The organism is bacterium (assembly GCA_035419245.1).
Classification (GTDB): Bacteria; Zhuqueibacterota; Zhuqueibacteria; order Residuimicrobiales; family Residuimicrobiaceae; genus JAKPUX01.
This window is the reverse complement of record DAOLSP010000016.1, coordinates 53386-76901: the sequence shown is the minus strand read 5'-3', so window position 1 is coordinate 76901 and position 23516 is coordinate 53386. Positions and strand designations below refer to the sequence as shown.

The 23516-nt window shown below is 57.2% G+C and carries 13 protein-coding genes and 1 tRNA gene; 9 read left to right on the top strand and 5 right to left on the bottom strand.

Annotation, left to right across the window (positions count from 1 at the left end; all coding sequences use genetic code 11):
- Positions 1 to 52: 52 nt before the first annotated feature.
- The gene (locus PLH32_14915) at positions 53 to 1285 is read right to left on the bottom strand and encodes a glycosyl hydrolase family 8 (GenBank protein ID HQJ65902.1); all 1233 of its coding nucleotides are present in this window, start codon (positions 1283 to 1285) and stop codon (positions 53 to 55) included.
- Between the two features lie 282 nt (positions 1286 to 1567).
- Here PLH32_14915 and PLH32_14910 point away from each other — a divergent pair, with 282 nt between their 5' ends.
- The 9 genes from PLH32_14910 (at position 1568) to PLH32_14870 (ending at position 16013) form a co-directional block, all read left to right on the top strand.
- The gene (locus tag PLH32_14910; GenBank protein HQJ65901.1) at positions 1568 to 2593 is read left to right on the top strand and encodes a LacI family DNA-binding transcriptional regulator; all 1026 of its coding nucleotides are present in this window, start codon (positions 1568 to 1570) and stop codon (positions 2591 to 2593) included.
- 40 nt (positions 2594 to 2633) lie between these two features.
- The gene (locus PLH32_14905; GenBank protein HQJ65900.1) at positions 2634 to 4325 is read left to right on the top strand and encodes a CotH kinase family protein; all 1692 of its coding nucleotides are present in this window, start codon (positions 2634 to 2636) and stop codon (positions 4323 to 4325) included.
- A 144-nt stretch (positions 4326 to 4469) separates the two neighbouring features.
- Positions 4470 to 4543, top strand: a tRNA-Arg gene (locus PLH32_14900).
- 106 nt (positions 4544 to 4649) lie between these two features.
- Complete coding sequence (locus PLH32_14895) at positions 4650 to 5828, top strand: alpha/beta hydrolase-fold protein (protein HQJ65899.1); 1179 nt, start codon at positions 4650 to 4652, stop codon at positions 5826 to 5828.
- Between the two features lie 434 nt (positions 5829 to 6262).
- On the top strand, positions 6263 to 9016 hold the full coding sequence (locus tag PLH32_14890) for a TonB-dependent receptor (GenBank protein ID HQJ65898.1): 2754 nt from the start codon (positions 6263 to 6265) through the stop codon (positions 9014 to 9016).
- A gap of 20 nt (positions 9017 to 9036) precedes the next feature.
- The gene (locus PLH32_14885; protein HQJ65897.1) at positions 9037 to 10095 is read left to right on the top strand and encodes a PorV/PorQ family protein; all 1059 of its coding nucleotides are present in this window, start codon (positions 9037 to 9039) and stop codon (positions 10093 to 10095) included.
- A 26-nt stretch (positions 10096 to 10121) separates the two neighbouring features.
- Positions 10122 to 13691 (top strand): hypothetical protein, encoded by a 3570-nt coding sequence (locus tag PLH32_14880; GenBank protein HQJ65896.1) that lies wholly within the window; start codon positions 10122 to 10124, stop codon positions 13689 to 13691.
- Between the two features lie 97 nt (positions 13692 to 13788).
- Positions 13789 to 15291 carry a hypothetical protein gene (locus PLH32_14875; GenBank protein ID HQJ65895.1) on the top strand — a complete coding sequence of 501 codons (1503 nt, stop codon included), beginning with the start codon at positions 13789 to 13791 and terminating at the stop codon, positions 15289 to 15291.
- A gap of 71 nt (positions 15292 to 15362) precedes the next feature.
- Positions 15363 to 16013: a hypothetical protein gene (locus PLH32_14870; protein ID HQJ65894.1), complete on the top strand. Its 651-nt coding sequence runs from the start codon at positions 15363 to 15365 to the stop codon at positions 16011 to 16013.
- A gap of 78 nt (positions 16014 to 16091) precedes the next feature.
- Here the strand turns inward: PLH32_14870 and PLH32_14865 are convergent, their stop codons facing one another.
- The 4 genes from PLH32_14865 to PLH32_14850 form a co-directional block, all read right to left on the bottom strand.
- Positions 16092 to 18725, bottom strand: a complete 2634-nt coding sequence (locus PLH32_14865) for a DUF5916 domain-containing protein (GenBank protein ID HQJ65893.1) — start codon at positions 18723 to 18725, stop codon at positions 16092 to 16094.
- 221 nt (positions 18726 to 18946) lie between these two features.
- The gene (locus tag PLH32_14860) at positions 18947 to 19633 is read right to left on the bottom strand and encodes a hypothetical protein (GenBank protein HQJ65892.1); all 687 of its coding nucleotides are present in this window, start codon (positions 19631 to 19633) and stop codon (positions 18947 to 18949) included.
- Positions 19630 to 20922, bottom strand: a complete 1293-nt coding sequence (locus PLH32_14855) for an NAD-binding protein (GenBank protein HQJ65891.1) — start codon at positions 20920 to 20922, stop codon at positions 19630 to 19632. Before PLH32_14855 ends, PLH32_14860 begins: the two co-directional genes overlap by 4 nt.
- A gap of 12 nt (positions 20923 to 20934) precedes the next feature.
- A complete protein-coding gene (locus tag PLH32_14850) occupies positions 20935 to 23484 on the bottom strand; it encodes a RyR domain-containing protein (protein HQJ65890.1) in 2550 nt (849 codons plus the stop codon).
- Between the last annotated feature and the right edge of the window lie 32 nt (positions 23485 to 23516).

Below are 23516 nucleotides of genomic sequence, written 5' to 3'. Positions count from 1 at the left end.
TGCGCGCTGCGCCCGTGCCGCAGCAGGTGGGCTATCGCTTTGTGTCCACGGATCAGGGTGCGAGAACGCGGAAGTGACCGCTGATCTGGAGGAGCGCGAGCAAATAGAGCAGGCCGTCATAATAGCGGCCGGGGCCGGAGGGGATCGGCATCTCCCAGACCGCCCCGACAAAGTCGCCTCTCAGCGGGGTCGTCGCAGCCAGGGCTGCAGTGCCATTCATGGCCACCAGACCGGGATTTTGCTCGTCGGCGAGCTTGCGGCCCTCCAGGGTGTAAAGGCCGCCGTAGGATTTCATCCCTTCCCCATGAAAGAATTCGAGCAGCCGGTTGGATTGAGTCACCGCCCAGCCATCCCGGCCGAACCAGATCCAGTCGACCGCGATGTTGGCCGCCGTGCGCCAGGCATCATAGCGGAAATCGGCGTGGCCGCCACCCCACGGGGCATCCATAGCGCTCCCGTCAAAGCGGGCATAATCCGGGGCCAGGCCGGTTCGAGGGTGGACAGCCCGTTTGAGGAAGGCTCGGCTGCTGTCCGCGGCTGCCCGCCAGAAGTCCTTCTCTTTATCGGCCCACATCGCCCACAGCTCATAATAGTGCGGCAAATGGTAGGAGGGATCGGTGAAATCGTCCGCCTCACCGTTGGGTACAAAGACAACCATCTTGTGATCGCGATTGAACATGTTGGTGATCACGCGCTGTTCATCGGACTTGGCCGTTTTATTGAGCATGGCATCGAGAATGAACTGGGCCTGTTGCCGATAATTGTAGGGGCTCTCACCGCTGCCCCAACGGTTATGGGCGAAGAGCAGGGCGGTGACAATCCACTCCTCACCGTCCGATGCCGAGCTGTAGCTGAGCTTTTCGCCATTGGTGCGACAGTGCCAGGCGAAGAGACCTGCGCCGGGACCGTTGTGGTGCTGCATGTAGGTCCTGGCCCAGTTCCACAGACAATCAAACTCTTTTTTCTTGTCGAGCTGGACAGCGATCATCATGCCGTACGAGATGCCTTCGGTGCGCACATCATTATTGAGGATATCCTCGATATAGGCCTTATCGGGACCGGCCGGATAATAGACGCGTTGCGTGCTGTCGTCGCCATAGAAGAGCTGGTTGAAGGCGGCGTCGATGCGCGCCTGCACCTGGGCGGGTTCGATCCGGAGCAAATCGGTGAAGAGATTGGGGTACGTCACAGGCCGGGGGCGGATGGCTGGGGTATGGCAGGCCAGGAGGCAAAGAAGAAGGCTGATCAGGAGGGTAATCCTGAGACAGCGGCTCGATCGTATCATCGGCGCCCTCGTCGCTAAAGGGTGATTATGGTTTTGAACCGATTCAAATATACAGAAGGGGGTGAAAAAAGTCAAGGGAAAACTCCATCCGGGGCGTATCCAGACGCGACGCGAGCCCCGACGGGTGGGAGCGAGAGGCACGGGGAGCGCTGGTGGAGAAAATGCCCTGTGATAAGAATTTAGTTGATTTTACGTGCAAAAAAAAGTATATTTGCGAATAAAAATCGAACCGTTTCAATTTATGAGCTTGCATCTGTATCAGCGGGAAACGCCGGAGAAAAGATGAAGAGAATTACTATCGAGGATGTTGCCACGCGCGCTGGAGTCTCGAAGGGCACCGTCTCTGCGGTCCTCAATGGCAAAAACTCGGTCAAACCGCGCACGCGCGAACGCATCCTTGAGGTAATGAAGGAACTCAATTTCCGCCCGCGCGGGATGGCGCGAATCCTCAAGAACGGCAGCGAGGACCGTACCATCGGCGTCATCATCAAGGATTTGAATTATCCCTTCTATACCTCCATTGCCACCGGCGTGCGCGAATACGCCATCAACCGGGGTTACCAAGTCCTGATCACCAGCTCCGAGAACGATCACGAGTGCGAGAAACGCTTCACCCACCTCTTTTCCACCAAGGATATCAAGGGCGCCATCATCGCCCCCATTGTCGAGGGTGAGGCGGAGATCGAACACCTCTTCAAGCTCAAGATGATCAATTATCCCTTTGTCCTGCTCGAGGAGGTCAAGGGGATCCAAGCCAATGCAGTGATGATCGACAACATAAAGGCGATACGCCAGGCGGTCAGCTACCTGATTGAGGGCGGTCATCGCCGGATCGTCCATTTTGCTGGTCCCCCCCAATCCGCTCACACCCAGGAGCGCATCGAGGGTTTCCGCTATGCCTTCAGCGAGACTACGCTGGCCTTCAATCCGGCAATGATTGTTTCCATCGGTTCCCGGCATGAGGAGAGCTTTCACAATACCCTCGTCTGGTTCAAAAAATTGCGCCGGGAGGAGTACCCGACGGCGATTGTTTGCTTCAACGATCAACAGGCCATGGCCGTGCTGTCGGCCCTGCGTGAGCTCGGCATTCGGGTACCTGATGATATCTCCATTATTGGCAACGATGACATCGATTATGCCAAACTCTATCCGGTACCGCTGACGACCATCCGGGCGCCGCAGAAGGAGATCGGCCGTCGTGCTGCAGAGATCCTCATCCGCAACATCGAATCCCCGGCCCTGCTGCCGCCCGAGCAGATTCTGCTGCCAACGGAGTTGGTCGTCCGGGAGTCTTCAAAAACCCTCTAGAATCCGCAGGCGTCAGCGCTACCAAAACAGGAATTCCGTTATGTTCAGCATGCGCAAGGAGTCCAGCCCCTCCATCCGCAGGGGCGCTTGCAGGGTGATTCGCCGTTTGATCGCAACCGGCGGCGGATCTGCCTGGGTTTGGGTGACAGGCCTTGCCCTTCTGACTTTTTCGTCCCTCAGCGCCCAGACGACCGGGGTGGCATTCACCAGTTCCAACCTTCCCATCATCCGGATCGACACCGGCGGCAAGGAGATTCCCGATCTGACCCGTATCCGAGCCACGATGAAGATTACTTACAACGGCAAAAGCAAGCGTAACGCCATCACCGATCCTGCCAACCAATACGACGGCCTCATCGATATCGAATTGCGCGGCAGCTCCTCCATGGCCTATCCCAAAAAGGGCTACCGGCTCGAGACCGTCGACGCCAGCGGCAATAATCGCAATGTATCCCTCCTGGGCATGCCGAAAGAGAACGACTGGATCCTATATGCCTCTTATGATGATCAATCGCTGATGCGCAATGTTCTCGCCTATCGCATCTCCAATGAAATCGGCCGTTATGCGCCCCGTGTCCAATACTGCGAACTGGTGCTCAACAACAACTACCGCGGTGTCTATGTTTTCATGGAAAAGATCAAGCAAGATAAAAACCGGGTTGCCATCACCGAGATGAGCACAGCGGATGTGACCGGCGATGCCCTGACCGGCGGTTATATCTGGAAGTTTGATAAGGAGGAGGGCGAGCAGACCGCGGGCTGGACCTCGATGCAGGGTCTCTTTTATCAGTATCATGATCCCAAAGCCGATGATCTGGTGGCCGCCCAGAAAGGCTACCTCAAGGGCTGGATGAATGTCTTCGAATCGGTGATGCTGATGCCTACACGTGGTGATACCTCGTTTGGTTATCCCCGTTACATCGATATTTCTTCCTTTGTCGATCATTTTATTCTCAGTGAATTCTTCAAGAATGTCGATGCCTATCGCATCAGCACCTTTATGTATAAGGATCGGGACAGCAAGGGCGGCAAACTCAACGCCGGGCCGATCTGGGATTTCAATCTTACCCTCGGCAAGGCATGGTATGCGGAGGACGCCGGCCGCGTCGATGAATGGGAGATCGATCACGATGCCTATCACCCGGGCGATTGGCCTAAGGTGCCATTCTGGTGGAATCTTCTTGGCCATGACCGCTATTTCGCCGAAAAGGTCAAGATCCGCTGGGCGGCGCTAAGTCGCACTGTTCTACATCCGGATACGCTTGACCGGCGGATCGATCTGATCGCCGACACGCTGGCTGAGGCCCGCGCCCGGGATCTAAAACGCTGGCCCGAACCCTCGATGGACCACAGCTATGCCGAGGAACTGAGCCGGATCAAATCCTGGATTCGCGGTCGCACACTCTGGATCAATAACCACCTCTGGAACCTCGCAGCGGTCGACGGGGCGGAAGCAGTGGAGAAGGGCCTCGAATTCGTCCTTTGCCAGAATTACCCCAATCCCTTCAACCAGGGCACTTCGATCCGGTACTGCTTGCCCGGGCGGGGACGAGTCTGGCTGCGGCTCTTCAATTTAGCCGGTCAGGAGGTGGCGACGCTGGCTGAAGGCTTGCAGCCAGCGGGCGAATATCGTGTCGCCCTGGATGGCGCTGGGATGGCCAGTGGCGTCTATTTCTACCGGCTCGAATGGGAGCGGCGGGTGGAGACACGGCGCCTCATCCTGCTGCGCTGAGGCTGTTTTTTGTTCAATAGTTGAACAAGGCCCCCGCATTTCTATCTATTGTGATCTGCTTCATAAAAAACATCTATATTTGCCGGAATAGCAAAAAAAAGCTTGTCTTGTTGCGCTGGAATGACTAAATTATTAACAGTATATGCGCCCATAGCTCAGCTGGATAGAGCAACGGACTTCTAATCCGTAGGTCGAGCGTTCGAATCGCTCTGGGCGTGCCCAGGGTCTTCGGCACGGCGCATGTAAGAGACCCATTCTGCCAAGACTTCATCAGCCCGGCTTCAAAGTAGCGAACTCTCCAGGGTATAGCGTGAAGGAAGATTGATGGTACGATTCAGACTGTGGTGGGTGGTTGTGGCGGTGGGGCTGGTCTGTGGTGTTTCTGCTGGTTTTGCTGCAAGTGAATCCGCTCTCGCTGCGAAATTCCTCAAACGTTCCCATACGTACAAGACTACGCTCCCGTACCGGCTGTTCATTCCGGAGCGGTACGATGCGAGCAGGACCTATCCGCTGATCCTGGCGCTGCATGGCGCCGGCGAACGCGGCAAGGATAATGAGCTTCAGCTCAAGGCCAACGCCTTGGGAACAGTTTGGGCCGATAGCGCCCTGCAGGCCCGGAATCCCTGTTTTATCGTTGTGCCGCAGTGTCCCGCCGACCGCCAGTGGGTGAATACCGACTGGAGCAAGGGTAGCTACAGTATCGGAGCCGTCGGCATCAGCGATGAACTGCTGACGGTGAGCAATCTGCTCGACTCGCTGACGCGCGAGTTCCCCATCAATACCGACCGTCTCTATGTAATCGGTCTCTCTATGGGCGGTTACGGGACCTGGGATCTGATCTCGCGATATCCCGCCCGTTTTGCGGCAGCGGTGCCGATGTGCGGCGGGGCCGATTCCTCATGTGCCTGCGCCCTGCGCAACATGCCCCTGTGGATCTTTCATGGCAGCGAGGATGCCACGGTGCCGGTGCGCGCCTCTCGAGAGATGGTCGAGGCCCTGATCCACTCCGATCGCGCCTGCGTTTTCACCGAATTCAATTACCGTTACGGAACCAATGCCCGTATGACGGACAGCGTGCTCACCGACAAGGTCAACCTCAACGCCCCGCTGCTCTATACCGAGTATGCCGGCAAGGGACATGCCATCTGGTCACAGAGCCTGGCTCTGCCCCAACTGGCGAAATGGCTCTTCGCTCAGAAACGAACCGTCGAGGTAATCCAGCCCAAGGTGCCGCAGATCGATATCATGGAAATCGCCTTCAATTACCCCAATCCCTTCAACCCCTCGACAACGATCGAGTACTCGCTGAAAAAATCGACGCTGGTCGCGATCGATATCCTTAATCTGGCGGGGCAAAAAATTGTACAACTGGCCTCGGGGCGGCAGGAGGCGGGGCGTCATTTTGTGCGATTTGATGCCAAGGATTTGCCTTCGGGCAACTATTTCTTCCGCATCATCACGCCCGACTGGGTCCAGCACGGTAACATGATCTTGCTCAAGTAGACCAAAGATCAGGGTGACGATCAGAGTATCCCATCCCGCATTTTGGCGGGGTGGGATTTTTTTCTATCAGGTGCACCCGCCCGGGCGCGGGATGGCGCGTGCAAGGTCTTGTCCAGTTTTTATGTATGGCAGAGACAACTGCCAGCCCTGACGGCTATAAACGCCTCGATGTTTTCCCCATCCGCCTTGAAGGATCTAAAATAAACGATTTTCCTGTTGATTTTTCCGCAAATAATCCTTAGCTTAACCCCGGTAAGTTTTTATACAAAAAAAACCAAGCGCGGCCGGTCCAGCCCGCCGGGATGCCCTGACCGCAGCTGTTCCTCCCCCGCGCCGGCACCCTGCATAGGCCGCCCTCTCCCCCGAGAGCGTGTATCGCATGCCTGTGAAAATCCAGTTCCCACTCCTTGTTCACCCGAATGTGAGGTAAGGTCATGGGTTTCCGCAAATTCCCGCTGCTCCTGCTCCTTCTGCTCATCACGACGTCCGCCTGGACACAAACAACCGGCAAAATAACCGGCCGCATAACCGACGCGGTCAAGGGTGAGCCCCTCTATGGCGCCAACATCATCCTCGAAGGCACCAGCCTTGGCGCAGTGAGCGACCTCAATGGCGATTTCTATATCATCAACGTCAGCCCGGGCAAATACACCATGCTTGTGCGTATGGTGGGCTATGAATCGGCACGCGTCGAAGCCCAGGTCTCGACAAACCGCACCTTTGATGTCCCCATCCGCCTGCACGAAACCGTGATCCAGGGGCAGGAGGTGGTGGTCACAGCCTCCAAGATTTCGATCAAGAAAGACCAGACCAGCTCGATCAAGAATGTCTCCTCGGACCAGATCTCCATGATGCCGGTCCAGGAGGTCTCCCAGGTCATCGAACTGCAGGCCGGCGTCGTCGGCGGCCATTTCCGCGGTGGCCGCTCCAATGAAGTTTCCTATCTCATCGACGGCATGCAGGTCGATGAGACCCTCTATGGTGAAGGCAGCACCATCCAGTTGGAAAAGGAAGTGGTCCAGGACCTCGAGGTCATCACCGGCACCTTCAACGCCGAGTATGGCAAGGCCATGAGTGGTATCGTCAACATGGTCACCAAGGACGGTGCCGACCAGTTCCACGGTTCGGTCAGCGCCAACCTCGGCAACTACTTGCCCAAGTCCGATGGCGTCTATATCGGCCTCAAAGCCTCCGAAGTAAACCGGATTCAGGATTACAAGGCCCAGCTCGAGGGACCGGTGTGGAGAGGCAAGATCAACTTCCTTGCCAACCTCCGCTATCAGAACGATCAGGGTTATCTCAATGGTATCCGCCGATTCGATGTGACCAACTACAGCAATATGGCCGAGAGTAACATTGCCGGCGCCGATATCACGCCCTGGGACGTCTGGATCAACGGCGTGCGCTTTTACTCCGAGCACACCGGCGACAGCGCCGTCGTTCCGATGAGCGAAAGCGAGAACTACTCCCTCTTTGGCAAGCTCTCCTTCAATCTGATTAAAAATATGCGCATGGCGGCCACCTACACCCTGGAAAAGTCCGAGGGCCAGGGCTACAGGCACAGCTACAAATACAATCCCGACGCCTATGGCAAGAGCCACAACCGCAACGCGATGTACTCCTTCAAGATCAACCACGCCATCAGCCGCAGCGCCTTTCAGGAACTCAAATTTTCCTATACCGATAACTGGAACGGCTATTATCTTTACAAGGATCCCTTCGATCCGCGTTACGTCAGCACCCAGTATGGCGGCAGTGTCGGCGGCTTTTCTGCCGGTGGGCAGGATCGCAGCCACTCCGAATATTTCACCCATCTTATGACGACCAAGTACGACCTGACCTGGCAGGCGACCAAGCACCACAGCCTTAAAAGCGGCGTCCAGTATACCCAGCAGTACATCAAGAACTGGCCGGTACCGACTCGCGATGTCAAATGGGATTCGCCCCTGCTTCAGGCGCGCTGGTATGATCCTGTCAAGCAGCGCATGCAGTTCTATCCCTATGAAGCGGAGTATGTGCCCAACGAGTCCATCTCCATGGACCGCTATATCAAGCAGCCCTGGGACTATTCGCTTTACATCCAGGACAAGATGGAATACGAGAGCCTGGTGATGAACTTCGGCTTGCGTTATGATTACTTTAATTCCAACACCTTCTACCCCTCCAACCGCCGTAATCCCTCGAACCAGGGGCTCTATGAAGATCCAAACATGATGTCGCATATGATCAAGGCACCGGCGCAAACCCAGCTCAGCCCGCGTTTCGGGCTCTCCTACACCCTGGGCAGCGCGGCCGTACTGCATTTCAGTTACGGCCACTTTTTCCAGATGCCGCCGATGTACTCGCTCTATACCAACTATCGGTTCATCGTACCGACCACCGATTTTGGCACGACTCATGGCAATCCCCTGATGAAAGCCCAGAAGACGGTCAAGTATGAGATGGGCCTCTGGCAGCAACTGATGCCTGGACTGGGGATGGATGTTTCGGTCTACTACAGCGATATCTACGATTTGCAGAGCGCCGTGGTCTGGACCACCTACAACGAGACCCGTTACGGCGTTTACGACAACAAGGATTACGGCAACACCAAGGGCCTGGAGCTCAAGTTCGACTACCAGTCAGGGCCGCTATTCGCCAATCTCAACTATACGCTGCAATATACGCGTGGCAATGCGGACAATCCCAGCTCCACCTACAGCCGCCTGGCGGTCAACATCGACCCCGTCCCGAAGCTGATCCCCATGAGCTGGGATCAGCGCCATACCCTCAACACAACCATCGGCCTCAACCGGCGCAACCTCTCGGTCAGTGTGACGGGTGCCTTCAATTCGGGATTCCCCTATGATTACACGCCAATTCCGACCAGCCGGTTGGCGCGGCAGAGTCTGCTTCCCAACAACGGCAAGAAGCCGGCCAACGTGAATTTCGATCTGCAGGGGCAGTATGACATCCTGCTCCAGGGCTCCGCCAAGCTGCGTCTTTTTGCCTATGTTCGCAATCTCTTCGATACCCGCAACGAGATGTATGTATACGGCTACACCGGCCATGCCTATGAGACGATCATCTACCCGGCCCAGTACCTCTCGTTCCGTTCCAATTTCAACACGATCGAAGACCAGTATCAAAATCCGGCGATGTACTCCGCCCCGCGCGAGGTCAAGCTGGGCGTCGGGTTCATGTTCTAAACCTTATGCGGAGAATAGTCATGATCAGCCGAAATATCCCCTTATTTGCCTTGATCCTGTTGCTGCTGGCTGCGCCTTTGTATGCCCAATCCGACTCGCGCGTGGGCACCACGGCCGCCAATTTCCTCGAAATGGGCTTCGGCGGCGCCGGCAATGCTATGGGAGACGCCTATGTCAGCATGGGGCGTGATCTCAGCTCGGTCTACTGGAATCCGGCTGGCCTGGGCTACATGGAGCGCAATCAGGTCATCCTCAACTACCAGCCCTGGATCCTCGACATCAATACCTCCGCGGTGAGTGCGGCCTTTGCCAACGATCGCCTGGGTGCTATCGCCTTGACCCTCTATCAGACCTCCTATGGCGAGGAGAAGGTGACCAACACCGATATGCAGACCGGCACAGGCGAAACCTTCGACGGTCAGGATATTGCGGTCAGCGCGACCTACGGACGCAAGCTGGCGCAGTGGTTCTCCTTCGGCGCCTCGGCCAAATATGTCACCTCGCGGATCTGGCACGAGCGTGCTGGCGCCGTAGCGTTGGATCTGGGCGCGATCGTCAATACGCCCTTTTTTGCCTGGTCGGACAAGCCCGGTGACGGATTGAATATCGGCATGAGCATCAGCAATTACGGCACGAAGATGTCCTACAATGGCATCGATCTCAAGGAGACGGTGGACATCAATCCCGACGAGAACGGCAATTACGCCTATATCCCGACCCGGTTCGAGACCGAAGGCTGGGAACTGCCCCTGGTGGCGCGCATCGGCGCTTCCATTAATCCTCTGATCAGCGGCGGTCATCGCCTGACCGTGGCGGTGGATTTCCTGCACGCCAACAACAATTCGGAATCCATGAATGTCGGCGCCCAGTACAGCCTGGCTATCCCTGCCGTCGGTGAATTCTATCTTCGCGGCGGCTACAAGGGGGCCTTTATGACAGATTCACACTACGGGCTGACCGCTGGCGGCGGAATGCGCCTGGACTACCTGCGCAATCAGAGCTTGATGATCGATTATGCTTTCCGCAATGTCGATCTCCTCGGCGGGATGCATACCTATACCCTGAGTTTTCTCTTTTAACCGGTCACTATCGTGGAGAGTATGGCATGAGACGGATCGTATCTCTGCTTTTTATTATCGTCCTGCTGGCAGGCTTGGCAAGCGGCGTATGGGCCCAATATGGCAAGCAATATGAGGGTCCTGATGATCCGGCCGGCGACAAGGAAGCGGAAAGAACCGGCATAATGAACGGCAATAATGTGCTCCTCTTTTTCCGCAATACAACGGAGCTCTCGGATTGCTGCAACCTTGGCTATTGGGTTTCGCACTGGCCCAACGATTACAGCGGCTCCAAGATGACCGATGGCATCTGCTGCCTCTTTGGCGCCCGGGTTTATGTGGAAAAGGACTCCATCCCGGTGACGGACATCAACCAGATCCGCACCCGTAAGGATCTCGACACCCTCTATTTCTGCCAGGGCAGTTACCGCGAATACATGGATACGAGTCCCGACGGCAACGTCGAATGGGGCCTCTATCCGGTCTTCGGTTATTTCAATATCTCGGAAGACAATCCCAATCCGGCCATGAGCAACAAGCCCAACTCCTGGCCACCTGCCGGTTGGCCGGCGAGTGGCGATAAGCTCAAGTGGCCCGGTGTCTGGAACGGCCGCTTTGGTCTGGGCATCATGAAAGCCGATCTGGAAAGCTACTTTGTCGCCAATGATGCACAGGATCAGGAATATCTTGGCCCGGAGGACAAGGTCCGATATTATCCCCGGCCAGGCCGCTGGATCGGCGACAAGGGGCCCATGCCCTCCATCCAGTATGGCCTGCCCTGGGGCGGCATCGGCCTGAGGGTCGAGGTCCGCGGATTCCAGTGGAAGAATCCTGAGGCCGCTGATTGTATCTTTTGGGAATATACCATCGCCAATACTTCGAATTATGACCTGCCCGAGATGTACTTTGGCTATCATATTGATATGGCGGTCGGCGGCGAAGAGTCCGAGCCGGCCGACGATGTTGCCTACTACAACACCGATCTGGACATGGCCTTCACCTGGGACTATGACGGCGAGATGGTTGGCGGCGGCGGCGTCCCCGGCTGCATGGGCATCGCCTTCCTCGAAAGCCCGGGCGTTTCGACCGACGGCAAGGACAATGATAGCGACGGTCTGATCGATGAGCAGCGCGACAATGTCGCCACCCGCCTTATCGGTCCGCGTGAAGGGATTGCCAACATCAACGATTTCATCGCCTTTTTCGGCAGCGATGAAGATGGTGACGGCGTCCTGACCTATGATTTCCATGAGCACTGGGACGCCGATGAGGACGGCGATTGGCGCGACGGTGTGGATACCAATGGCGATGGCATCTACCAGAAGAACGAGTTCCCGGGTGATGATGTCGGCACCGATGGTTCCGGCCCCTTTGATCTCGACTATCCCGGCCCTGATGCCAATGGCACCGAATGCAACCACCGCCCCGACCTCATCGAAGGCCTGGGCAGTGAACCCAACTTTGGCTTCACCGACGTCGGCGAATCGGACATGCTCGGCTTGACCAGTTTCCGCTATAATATGAATTGGTCCATCTACCTTTTGCGCAACGATAAAGCGGAATGGGACTTCCTCACCCAGGGCATCTTCGATGAAGCCCAAACCACGCCGACCAACTTTTGCGAACAGTTCGCCACCGGTGTTTTCACCCTCTACCAGGGACGTACCGAACGCATCTCCATGTCCGAGCTGCACGCTATGGAGCGCCTGCACGAACAGAGCGCCCCACCCTATGACGCGCCAGCCCTTTTCAAGCTGAAGGAGGTCGTCCAGTTCATCTACGAGACCGACTATCAATTTGCTCAGCCGCCGCTGATGCCGACGCTCAAAGCCCTCCCCGGTGACGGCAAGGTCTTCCTTTCCTGGGATGATATCGCCCAGAAATATACCTATGAGCCGCTTCTGAACAACGTCAACGACTTTGAAGGCTACAAGCTCTACAAGTCGACCGATCCCTATATGTCGGACGACAAGATCATCACCGACGGCTTCGGCACCCCGATGCTGATCAAGCCGGTCTTCGAATGCGACGTCGTGGATGGCAAAAAGAACTTTACCGATTTTGGACTGGTCAATGGCGCCGGCTATTACCTGGGCTCGGACAAGGGCATCACCAATTATTTCACCGATACCGATGTCATCAATGGCCAAACCTACTATTACGTTTTGGTCGCCTATGATTACGGCATCAAGACCGGAGACGTCAAGGTCGGCCCCTCTTTCAATACCTATACCCTCAACGTCGGCCGCGACGAAACGGTGGAAGAGGTCTCCAAAAACGTGGCGATCGTCACCCCGCACCAGAATGCTGCGGGCTATGCCTCCCCGTCGATCAAGGATGTCAGTGCCAACAACGCCTTTGGCAAGAATGTCATCATTCCGAATGTGGTCTTCCCACCTTTTGTCAAACCAGACAACGCCTACAAGGTGAAATTCGGTTCCGCAATCACCCTCAAGCGGCCGGCCAATACCAGCCATGGCCTCTGCTATGTCAATAACAGCATCAGTATCTACGATGTCACCGGCGGCGGTAAGCTGATCTACACCGAAAACGACAGCAATTTTGCCGGCGATAATTTTGAGTTCTGGCGCCTCGATACCCAGTTCGGAGAATACAAGGAGGGTTACCGTTTCCGTATCGATGATGATCTCAGCACGGCGGAGTTCGACGGCCTGACCCTGACCTTCCGGCTGCCGGCGCGCGAGCCGGAGATCAATTACGTCGAATCGGGCTGGATCAAGGGCAGCGCTCCGATCCGGCTCACCGAGCCCTCCGATTCAACCACCCGGGTTTTCCCCTACGATTACAACATCGTCTGGACGGATAATCCCGCCGCCTATACCGGCAAGGCCAAGGCGGCGACGATGAAGGACGAGAACTTTGGCCGGCTGGATCCCAAGGAGCTCCTCCTCAAACACAATTTCAATTTTTACGTGGAGACGCCCAATCTCAAGGATTCCACTGGAGCGAATCTCAAGGCCGATCTGGTGGTGCACGATATCGATCGCGATGGCGTGTTCAACTGGTTGGTCGACCGGGTCCTGGTAGGCTTCGTGACAGATCAGGGCGCAGCCAACCGCCGTAACCTCTGGGCCGGCCTTGCCTTCATCATCGATTTCCAGCAGGCCACTACCGAAAGCCAGCTTCCCAAGGCCGGCGACATCTTTCACATCGCCTATGATCGCGGATACCTGCCCAGCGACTCGCTGACGTTCAGCACGGTCGGTGAACAGATGGTTGAGAAAAGCCGGATCAAGGAGGATATGAAAAAAATCATGGTGGTCCCCAATCCTTATGTGGTCACGAATGTGATGGAACCGGCGATCGGCAACTGGGAGCGCAATCAGCCCAGACGGATCATGTTCACTAACGTTCCAGCGCAGTGTTCGATCAAGATTTTCACGGTCAGCGGCCTGCTGGTCGATGAGATCGTGGTCAACAATGCCGTGAATGCGCGCACTTCCGCCTTTGATTCCAACAGTGAATCCAATGGCACCGCGTTCTGGGATTTGCGCAGCAAGGAGGGACTCGATATCGCCGCGGGATATTACCTCTACCGCGTTGAATCGAATCTCACCGGCGACGTCAAGATGGGTAAATTTGCCATCATCAAATGACTCGAGAGGACGGTACTGCACACGACCGTCCCCAGAATGTCATGGAATGGGCCCGGCTGCGAAAGTCAGGCCCATCTCCATTTTATTAGGAAATGTCATGAAAAAACTGGTTTTATCCCTGGTTGTGTCTGGCCTGATCATCGCATCGGGCTGCCATCGCAACCGGGACCTCCAGCCGCCGCAAGCGATTCTGGCCAGGGTGGACGGCAAGACCATCACGGTCAATGAATTCATCCGCCGTGCCGAATATACTCCGCGGCCGGCCTGGTGTAGCGGCGCGAGCTATACCCATAAAAAGATCATCCTCAATTCCTTGATCGGTGAGAAGCTCTTTGCACTTGAAGCGGGCGAGAAAAATGCCCTGATTACCTCGCCCAAAGTAAAGAACTTTCTCAAGGGCCGCAAAGAGCAGGCCATGCGCGAGTACCTCTTCATCAAGGAGGGCTACTCCGGAGTTGAAATCGACACGACCCTGCTGAAAAAGAGCGTCGTCAACGCCGCACGACGTTACCATATCGCCTATTTCAATGCCACCGACAGCGCGACCGCGCATCTGCTCAACGAACGCATGCGCATTCAGCACGAGCCGATGCTGATCGCGATGCGCTCCTTCGCCCCCCTCGACACCCTGCCGCAACGCGAAGTGAGCTGGGCTAAATCGGAGAATGACGCCGTCATCGACTCGCTCTTTATCACCCGCCGCGAGGTGGGCGACTTGATCGGCCCGGTCCAGACCGCGCCCGGCCAATATCTCTTCATGCAGGTGCTTGAGATTATCCCGGAGCCGGTTGTCACCAACGAAAAACTTCGCGAACTCTGGAACTCGGTGAAGGAACGCCTCATCGACAAGGAGGCCCGAGAGAATTGGGACCGTTATATTCTTTCGGTTATGAAAGGCCGGCGTATTGAATTCAACCGGGCGGTCTTTTTCAAATTGACCGACCTCTTGGGGCCGCTCTATCTGCGCAGCCGGGAAGAGGAGAGAGCCTCATTTGAACAGCGGTACTGGGACCAGCCGCAAAAGGATGTCAATTGGGATGATTATCTCAGCCAGGTCAAGGCTATGGCCGGCGAGCCGCTCTTTACTGTCGATGGCGAAGTCTGGAACGTCGAACGCTTCTTTCATGAGATGCAAAGCCATCCCCTGGTCTTTCGCGAAAAACGTATGCAGAACCGCGAGTTTGGACGGCAACTGCAGTTGGCGATCATAGACATGGTCCGAGACCGGTATCTGACCCAGCGCGCCTACAAGCGAGGTTATGATCGGCTGGAGGGCGTTGAACGCGAGGTTGCCATGTGGCGGGATTATTACAATGCGCTCTTTTATCGCGACGCTTACCTGCGGGCGATAGGCGACAGCATCGCCGATAATCCCCGCTCCCTGCAGGCGATCGAGCGCCATCTCAACGCCAAGGTTGATTCGCTGCAGCGGAAATACAGCGACCGCATCGCCATCGATATGCAGGCCTTCGACGCTGTCAGACTGACCGCCATCCCGATGACCGTCGCACAGGAGAACGTGCCCTATCCCAAGGTGGTCCCTGCGTTCCCCCAGGTGACCACCAGTTTCCGGCTGGATTACGGCAGGAAGATGGAGTAAGCAATAGCGCTTGACATTGGCCTTGAATCCCTTTATATTTTATCAGCCGGATTTTTAAAGGGAGGGGTGGTATGAATAAAACCGGGGCAGGGCTGGGGAGCATTATTGATGTGATCATCAACAAGCTCACGCCGAAGGTTCTCGGCTTGCTGGTCGCCATGGGGATGCTGTTGCTGGCGATCATCATCGGGATTGCTGTGTTCCAGGACAAGGATGTAGACCTTTTCGGGATCAAGATCTCCCAACCCTCCAGGGAATGTCAGGAGGAGCTGGCCCGCTGCCAGCAGGAACTGGCCCAGTCACTGCCGCTCTCACAGCTGCAGGAGATCATCGGCAAGCCGCTGGCGCATCCTCAGGTTGTGGACACGCTACGCGCCCTGGTCAAGTTCGCCGGCGAGGCCGCTGAATGGCGCAACAATTTTAATTACCGGCTCTTTGAGCTGGAACAGCAGCTGCATCGATTTGGCGGTTTTATTTCGACCCGCATTCAGGATGCCAGCCGTACCGCAGCCTACCGCATGATCCAGGGTGTGCTCAGCGAGGTGGGATTCTATTCAGGCGTGCTGAACGGCGAACAAAAGGCGACCTATGACGCCCTGGTCGCTTTCCAGAAGGATTATAATCAGCAGGTCGCCGAAAACGAGCAAATCACCTCCTTGGGCTCGTTCGGCTACAGGACACTCGAAGCCCTGCGCAGCCGGTACCGGTTGGGCCGGGAATAGACCGGCTCTTCGTATCCTGCGGAAAGGCAATGGTTTTACCTCCCAGGCCAAGCGCGGGCATCGCCGCATCGGTCCGTATCAGAGCAAGAACCAGTAGTTGCATTTCACCAGAAAGACATTCTCCGGGTAGACCCTGAAGAGGGCATGCATGTCCCGGCGCCCTGCAAAGCTTCCCTCCCCCATTTCACCGGTCCGCCCCTGGGACCAGACAAAGTATAGCGTTGAGCCCGGGCGATACTCCCATCGCACCACCAGATTTGAACGGAACTGCCTGAAATTAAAGTCGGGCTTGTCGAATCGGTACAGACCTGCCGGGCTGTTGCTTTCTCTGACAATGTACTGTTCATTCTCCTGATCGTAGCGGATCTCATCGGCGGCAAAGCGATGAAAGCGATCCTCATAGCGCGCTGCTCTCGCCTGGGTGATGGCTTTGAACTGGCTGTAGGCGCCGGCAGCGACGAAGGGCTGACCGTAGTACTGGATCGACAACTCGGGCGTCAGACTGTAATTGAGCCGCATAACGATCACCAGATTCTTTTGCTCGAGCCGGCCCATGACATACCTCGGGCCGGCGGGGGTTTCTACCGTTTCTACATATTGCAGGTTGGATGTGCCTGTATTCCACTCCGGCTGGAAGGCAAAACTCAGGGATGGCGAGGGGCGCCAATCCAGCTTCACGCCCCAATGGCGGGAGCGGGAGCTGCTGCAGCTGGTCTGGTAGCGAGAATGTTCGATCCCTGCCGTAATTTTTTTTCTTGAATCGGTGGAGAGATAGAACCAGAGATTGGTGCCGGCCGGTCCGAGCAGGGCGGGGCCGCCGCGAAGGGTCGAGATGCCGAGCCATTCACTTTCGTGGTTGATTCCGCCGTTCAGGCTCCAGTTGTTGGCAAAGCCGATATAGCCATTGATGTTCCCGCCATAGCCGAGATGTTCCCGGGTGCAGGTGGCAAAATTCCAGTAATTGACGTTGAATTGCGATTCGCGGATGCTGTGCCATGGCTTGAGCTGGCGCCAGGCTCCCCAGAAGACCTGGATGGCTTGATCCGCCTGGCGCATGAAGCCGAGGTCGTTCAGCTCCAGGCCCGGGCTGCGCCAGAGGGTCATCGAGAGGAATCGCCAGTGTCCGCCGCCAATCTTGCCGAAGGATAGGGCGCCGCCGGTGCCGGAGAGGGAACTGGCGCTGGAGTCGACACCGAGGCCTGGGGCATCCGGGCGCTGGAAGTAGTGAGCTGGGGCCGTCTGGATTTCGAGCAGGGCATCGTGGCTGCCACGGACGTGGCTGAAGGCGGTGCGCACATCCAGGATCCAGTTCTGATTGTCCCAACTGTGGCGGAAATCGAGGCCGCCGGAGTAGGCGGCACGGTCAAGGAATTCGAGATGCGCCGCCTCGATCCTGCGGTGGGTTGCGGTGACCATCGTGCCCAGTGAAGTGCGGCCGCTATGGTAATCCTTCTGCAGCCGGCCGACGAAATAATTGCTGAGCGGCTCGGTAACTTTATGACGCCGGACCGTGCCGGAGCGGATCTCCGCCTGTTCGCGCTCGGTGATGGCATCGAGCAAACCGATGGAGAGCCCGCGCGCGGTCTTGCCGCTGATTTTGAAAGCGCCGAGGATAGAAGTGAATTGGGGTGCCTTGAGATATTCGCCATCGGCGGTTTCAACCTCATACTGCGGCGGCCGGCCGATCCGGCGGGAATAGAAGAGGCGATCCATAGTCAGGTCGCCGTCGCCCATAGCGAGTTTGTACTCAAAGATGTTCTGCCCTTCGATGAAGAAGGGCCGCTTTTCCTGGAAGAAGGTTTCGAAGGCCGAGAGATTGACTTCGGAGGGATCCGCCTCCACCTGCCCGAAATCGGGATTGACCGTAAAATCCATGGTGAGATTGCTGGAGAGACCGATTTTGCCATCCAGGCCGTTTTTGAAATGGCTGGCGCGGCCTGTCATGAAAGGATTGCCCTTCTCGGGCCGTGCAGTGGTCAGGTCGGCCGAGCTGTAGGGCAAAAGCTCGATCCGGCTGGGTTGGCGAAGACCGGACAATCCATGCAACTCGCCGAAAAAATGTACAAGGCCTGAGGCATCTTTGGGGATCGGCTGCCAGAGGCTCAATTCGTCATTACGTGAGAGCTGACGATAGACTTCCAGACCCCAGATCTGCTCAGGGGCTTTCCCAAAACGCAACTGGCTCAAGGGGATGCGCATCTCTGCGGTCCATCCTGAATCATCGGCGGATGTCTTGACTTCCCAAACCGGATCCCAGCTATTGTCCTCGTTATCACCGTCATTGCTGAAAACAAGATCCTGCTTTACACCAGCGAGGGTAACACCAAACTGAAAGGCCGTGCGACGGTCGTGATAACTGTCGATGACAACGCCCACCTGTTCGCTTTCATCCCCGGAATCACGACGAGCCAGCCGCGAAAGCCGCTTCTCCGCGTGGGCATCGTGTGCCCGGATGAGGACGAAAAGGTTATCCGGGTTATAGAGTATGCGAAATTCTGTCGGCTCGCTGGCTGATTCCCCGTTGTGGGGTTCAAACTGAGAAAAAGCGTCTCCGACAGGGGCGTTGAGCCAGGCGGGATCATCGCCGTGGCCATCAATGAAGGGGAGATCCGATGTACAGGGTACAGTTGTATAAATTTTGTATGCGGAATCCTCAGCAGCCCCTGCCAGTGAAAGGCCGCAAAGGAGGAGCAGAAGAATAGCGCGCTGCATGGATAAACGCTCCTGGAAGAGAGAAGAAGGGGAGCCCCGCCGTCTGATTGTATTATTGAAAACGGATTACCGCCGTAAATGTTACATGGTTTTCTGATCATTGGGTGTCTTGCGCCATTGGAGCAGGAGAGGTCGGCTGACAGTAACGAGATAGCGCACGCTGCCGCCGGAATGATGGAGGGAGTTGGGGAAACGGCGGCAGGATCAGGGGAGCTTTTAACTTATCCAGGGCGGATGGGGTTAGTGTTGGATTCTTCCATCCGGTTGAGGGATGGCCATTTGAGCCCCGCCCCCCTGCTGATGATGCTCCTTTTCCCGTTGGTGAAGATCTTGACCAGGGGCCTGCCGCGCTTCTCGGCATAAGCGATAATCTCAGCGGTCCCGCCGATGCCACGGGCTTTCTGACCGTCCCAGACTGCAATCAGGAGGTCGCACTTCTCGACCACCAGCACCCCTGCGGCTCGATAGGCCTTGCTGCGCTCCTGCTCCCGTTTTTTATCATTCATGCCCTCGAAGGAGATAGCGCTCAGCGGCGGTAAGGGTTCGGGATCCATTTGATAGAGAGATTCAAACTCCCTACGCGAGGCTTCCGAGGAAAAGTCCTTGAGATACTCCGGTTTCGCAAAGGGGAGCATCACACACAGGCGACTTGATGGCGCGATGCGCAGGATGGAGCGGGTGACCAGTCGGTCGGCGCCCTCGGCGAGGGGCGTGATGATGGTGAAAGCGATTTCTGCCCGGCGGGCGGGGTCCTCCAGGTGGGCTTTTACGGCCGCGGGATCATCAAAAAGCTCGGGCAGGCTGTTGTTGATGAAATCCTCCACCTCTAGCGCGATAGCATCCGGATCTGCGATGGTTCTGTGGCCGGTGACGCCGATGCGGAGGGGAATGGCGTCCTCCGGCTTCATGGCGTCCCTCCGAAAATGTCTCTGGCAAAGGCTCTTTTCAGTTCGGCCTGAAGCGGAAAAAGGATGACATCCCGGCTCTGGCTGAGGGTGAGGCGATGATCAAGCATATCGTTCAATTCCCTGACCGTCTCGGCGTACATCCGGCAGATGAAGGTGGCCTTCTTGAGGCTCTCGGGCCCTTTCAGCTTGATAGAAATGGCGAGGTCGAGGTTGGCGATGTCATTATCGCGGCAGAGGAAGACCAGCACCGGACGCATATTCCCCCCCAGTAGTTGATCCACCTTCGCCCAGGCGGCGGGATGATGCATGTCCATGATAAGGGGAGGGTGAACCGTGCAGGGCGGGGATTGATCTTGCCGTGCGCGGCCGGAAATCATGTGCTCGATCTCGTATTCGGGCGCCATTCGCTGCGTGACGATGATGACCTCGTCGGCTGCTCCACCGCGGGCATCCCCGCTGATATGGCAGAAGAGCATGTGCGCGAACCGGCCGTAGCCGAAGAGGATAAACACCGTCCCCTGCGCGCCGAAGAAGGGGCCGGTGTGCAGCATCTGGTAGAGCTGACGGGTCGCGCACTGATAGCCGTTGAAGACATGAACCCTTTTGTAGGCCTCCTCCTTGAAGAGGGTCTGCTGCAGGTTGTCCAGCATCTCCAGATCGCCAAGATGGCAATGGATGGTTTGGCCCGGGACGGCCAATCCGCTAGACTGCAGCTCCATGAGGGCGTTGAGGTTGTCGAGATCCAAATTGGTGGAGAAGATGATATGCCGAGCTCTTCTGATGCGCGCGGACTCGAGCACCGGCAAACGCGAAAAATCATTCTGGACCAGCCAGGCATAGGGATCCTTGCGGACGGCAGCGAGATAGGGATTGCTCTCGTTCTTCTCGATGACAACCAGTTTGTGACCTTTAGGCAAGGTCTCCCGGATCAGCTCGTAGATGAGGTGGCCGTTGCGCCCCAGTCCGCAGAGGATGGTATGCCCTTTGAGACCGCGGGGGATGCGGCCGAGGAGTTTTTTCTGGATGAAGTCATAAACGAAGCCCGCTGTGAGCATCGGGGCGAGGAAGTAGAGGATCCAAAGCAGGATCCTCACTGGGGTGGAGGGCGCGCCGGGCAGCCCGATATCGAGGCCGCCGAGAATGAAAAGGGAGAGGGCGTAGTAAAGAGCCTTGAGCACACGGTGAGGAGGATCCCCTGCGGCCATGCCGCTGTGCAGAAAGGCGGCAAATCCGAGGAGAAAGACCAGGGAGATCATCACGGGTTTCCAGTATGGGCCCAGTCGGCGCATCGTATGATCCGGCTATTTCTTCTTTTCGATCCTGAACCCGGCGTCGGCCAGGGCTTTGGGTATGCCCTGCACCGCCTCGCGGTCCCACACCTTGACCTCCTCGGGTAGCTGCTCCCACGGCACCAGATAGGGGGTGGTATGTTCTGCGTGATTGCGCTCGCCCAGGGTCCATCCGGCCGCAATTCGCTGCCGGTTCCAGCGCTCGTGTTCCATGATGGCGAGCCGTTCAACCTCAGCCGCGTTGAATTCGATGGGCTTGATCACGCCCCGTTCCGGCACAATGGTATAGCCCAGCGCCTCCAGTTTGAGCGGGATATCCGCGGCCGCGTCGAGATTGGATTGGATCAGGTCGGGGGTGAGTTTTTCCCAGGACTGCATGGCCGGATCCGAGGCGGATTTGCGTCCCGCCTGAGAAGTCCGATACTGTTCATGGATTGCCAGCGCCATTTTTTCGATCTGGCTGCAGAGCAGGGTATCTTGCAGGACGAGATCATAAAAGGCATCGGCATCGACATGCAGGCTCAGCTGCGTTCTGGAGGGAAGGGCGGCCGGCTCGAAGGATCTGCGGTTGGCCAGCATGCTCATCTCCAGGATGGCGAGCATGGAGCGGACGCCGTGCTTGTAACAGGGCACGCTCAACAGGGCGCGCAGCACGCCGCGATCGATGGCGAGCTTTTTATCGGGACCGAGCAGATGCCTGGCGTTGCTGCTGATGAGGAAACGCCAGAGCAGCGCCCGACGGATGATGTAATAAGGATCATCTGCTCCGGTCGGATTGGGCCCCTTGATGTCGATGAAGCCGCGCAACCGGCTGATGAAATCGGGCAGCTTGGCCGCCTTTTCCGCCGCGCTGAATGCCGCGCCGTCGTCGCTTCCTGCCGCTTTACCCCCCGCGGCAAAGTCAGCGAAGGTGTGATGGATGCCGCCGGCAAAGACGAAGATGGACTTGGGGAGAGGATGCACCGTCTCACCCTCGCGAAAGGAACCGTCCTGGATGGGACTGAGGAAGAACTTGAGCCAGCCGTTGGCGCCCCCGAATTCAGAATCGAACTCGTCGAAGAAGACCAGAGGAATGCGGCCGCCCAGGGCAATATCCCTGATCTTGTGAAATGCGGAGATCAAATCCTGCACGGAGGTGAACTGGGAAAGATTGAATTCGATCTTCAGGATTCGGCCGGGTGCGACGCTCTCAGCGATCTCGCCAATGCCAAAAGACTTGCCGGAGCCGGGAGCGCCGAAGACCGCCACAGCGAGCGGCTTGCTCTTCTTTTCCGAATTCAGGTATTCATGGATGAGGTTATGGATGCTGCGATAGCTCTCGATCTCGGAGCGGTCGATGCTGTACAGGTCCCGGTATCTCGCAGCGGGCACCCGGTTGAGAGCGGTGTCCCGGCCGTGTACCACATAAAAATGCGCCGCCTGTTCGAGGCCCCGGGTGGCCAGATCGTGGAGAAGCGACCAGGACTCGGCCTGCAGGCCCTCCTGGCAGAGGAAGCCGGGGATCGGGACCTCTTCGATGGCCGTCTCTCGGAGCGGGGTAGGGGCGAAGACATCGCGAGCATACCCGAAGCGACGTTCATCAGGGCCAAATCCCTTTTTCCAGATCTCGCGGGCGCACAAGAGTCCGTGATGGATCCCCCGACGAATCTCCGCCTCTCCGGCATGGCTGACGCAAGCAGCCAGGGCGGCGGTGAAGGCACTGCCCATGCCCGGCATGAATCCCTTGTAGAGCTGTCGAAAACTCTCCTCGCCGATGCTGGGATCGAAGTAGAGGTAGCCCCGCCATTCCGTCCCGCCGTTGCAGAGCAGGACGACGCCTTCCACGCCGAAACGGACGATCAGAAAAGCGCTCTGCTTCAGGGCGCGAAAAGCGGGATGATTCTGATACTGCCACATCAGATCCTTGACCGTGCGTTCCCAGGAAAGACGCCGGGAGATGTGCACCCCTTCGAGCCGCAGATCATCCGCCTTGACGATGGTAATCAGCCTGTCGGCGAAATGGGCGATGAGGTGGTCCCAAAGCGGACCCCGGGCGATGGGCGAGCAGGTCTTGAGGATGATCGTCGCAGCCTTTTTCCGGGTGACAGCCAGCGGCCAAGCATCGGGGTGGTTCCGGAAGCCGTTGTTATTATCATCCAGAACGACCAGATCGGCGTTGGACTCGTCGCCCTGGATTGGCAGCTGGGCTGGCTCATCCTGTCTGGGGCCGCTATAGCCGTTGAAAGCCTTGACACGGTAGCTTTTTTCATCGCGCTCGAGGTCGCCACTGCCAAGCGGAAAAAGCTCGACGTCGGCGTAGGAGTGGATGATTCTGCTGCAGGGGATCTGCCGCAAGCCGCGTACGGCTGGACTTATGATCCGGCGTGTCTCCGCCGCCTTCAAGAAATCGGCCACCAGCAGCGACCCTCCCGGCTGCACCCACTGCTCAACCCGGGGCTGGCTGGCCCAGTGCAACGCAGTGGCTCCGGCGTCCATGCGCGCCTGTCCGCCCGTACTGCTGGCTTCAAACCAGTCGACCAGGGCGTCTCCAGCCACAACGGCCAGAGGTTTTGCTTTTGCCATAGCTTCTCCTTCCCAAAGGTCCATGAAGCTCA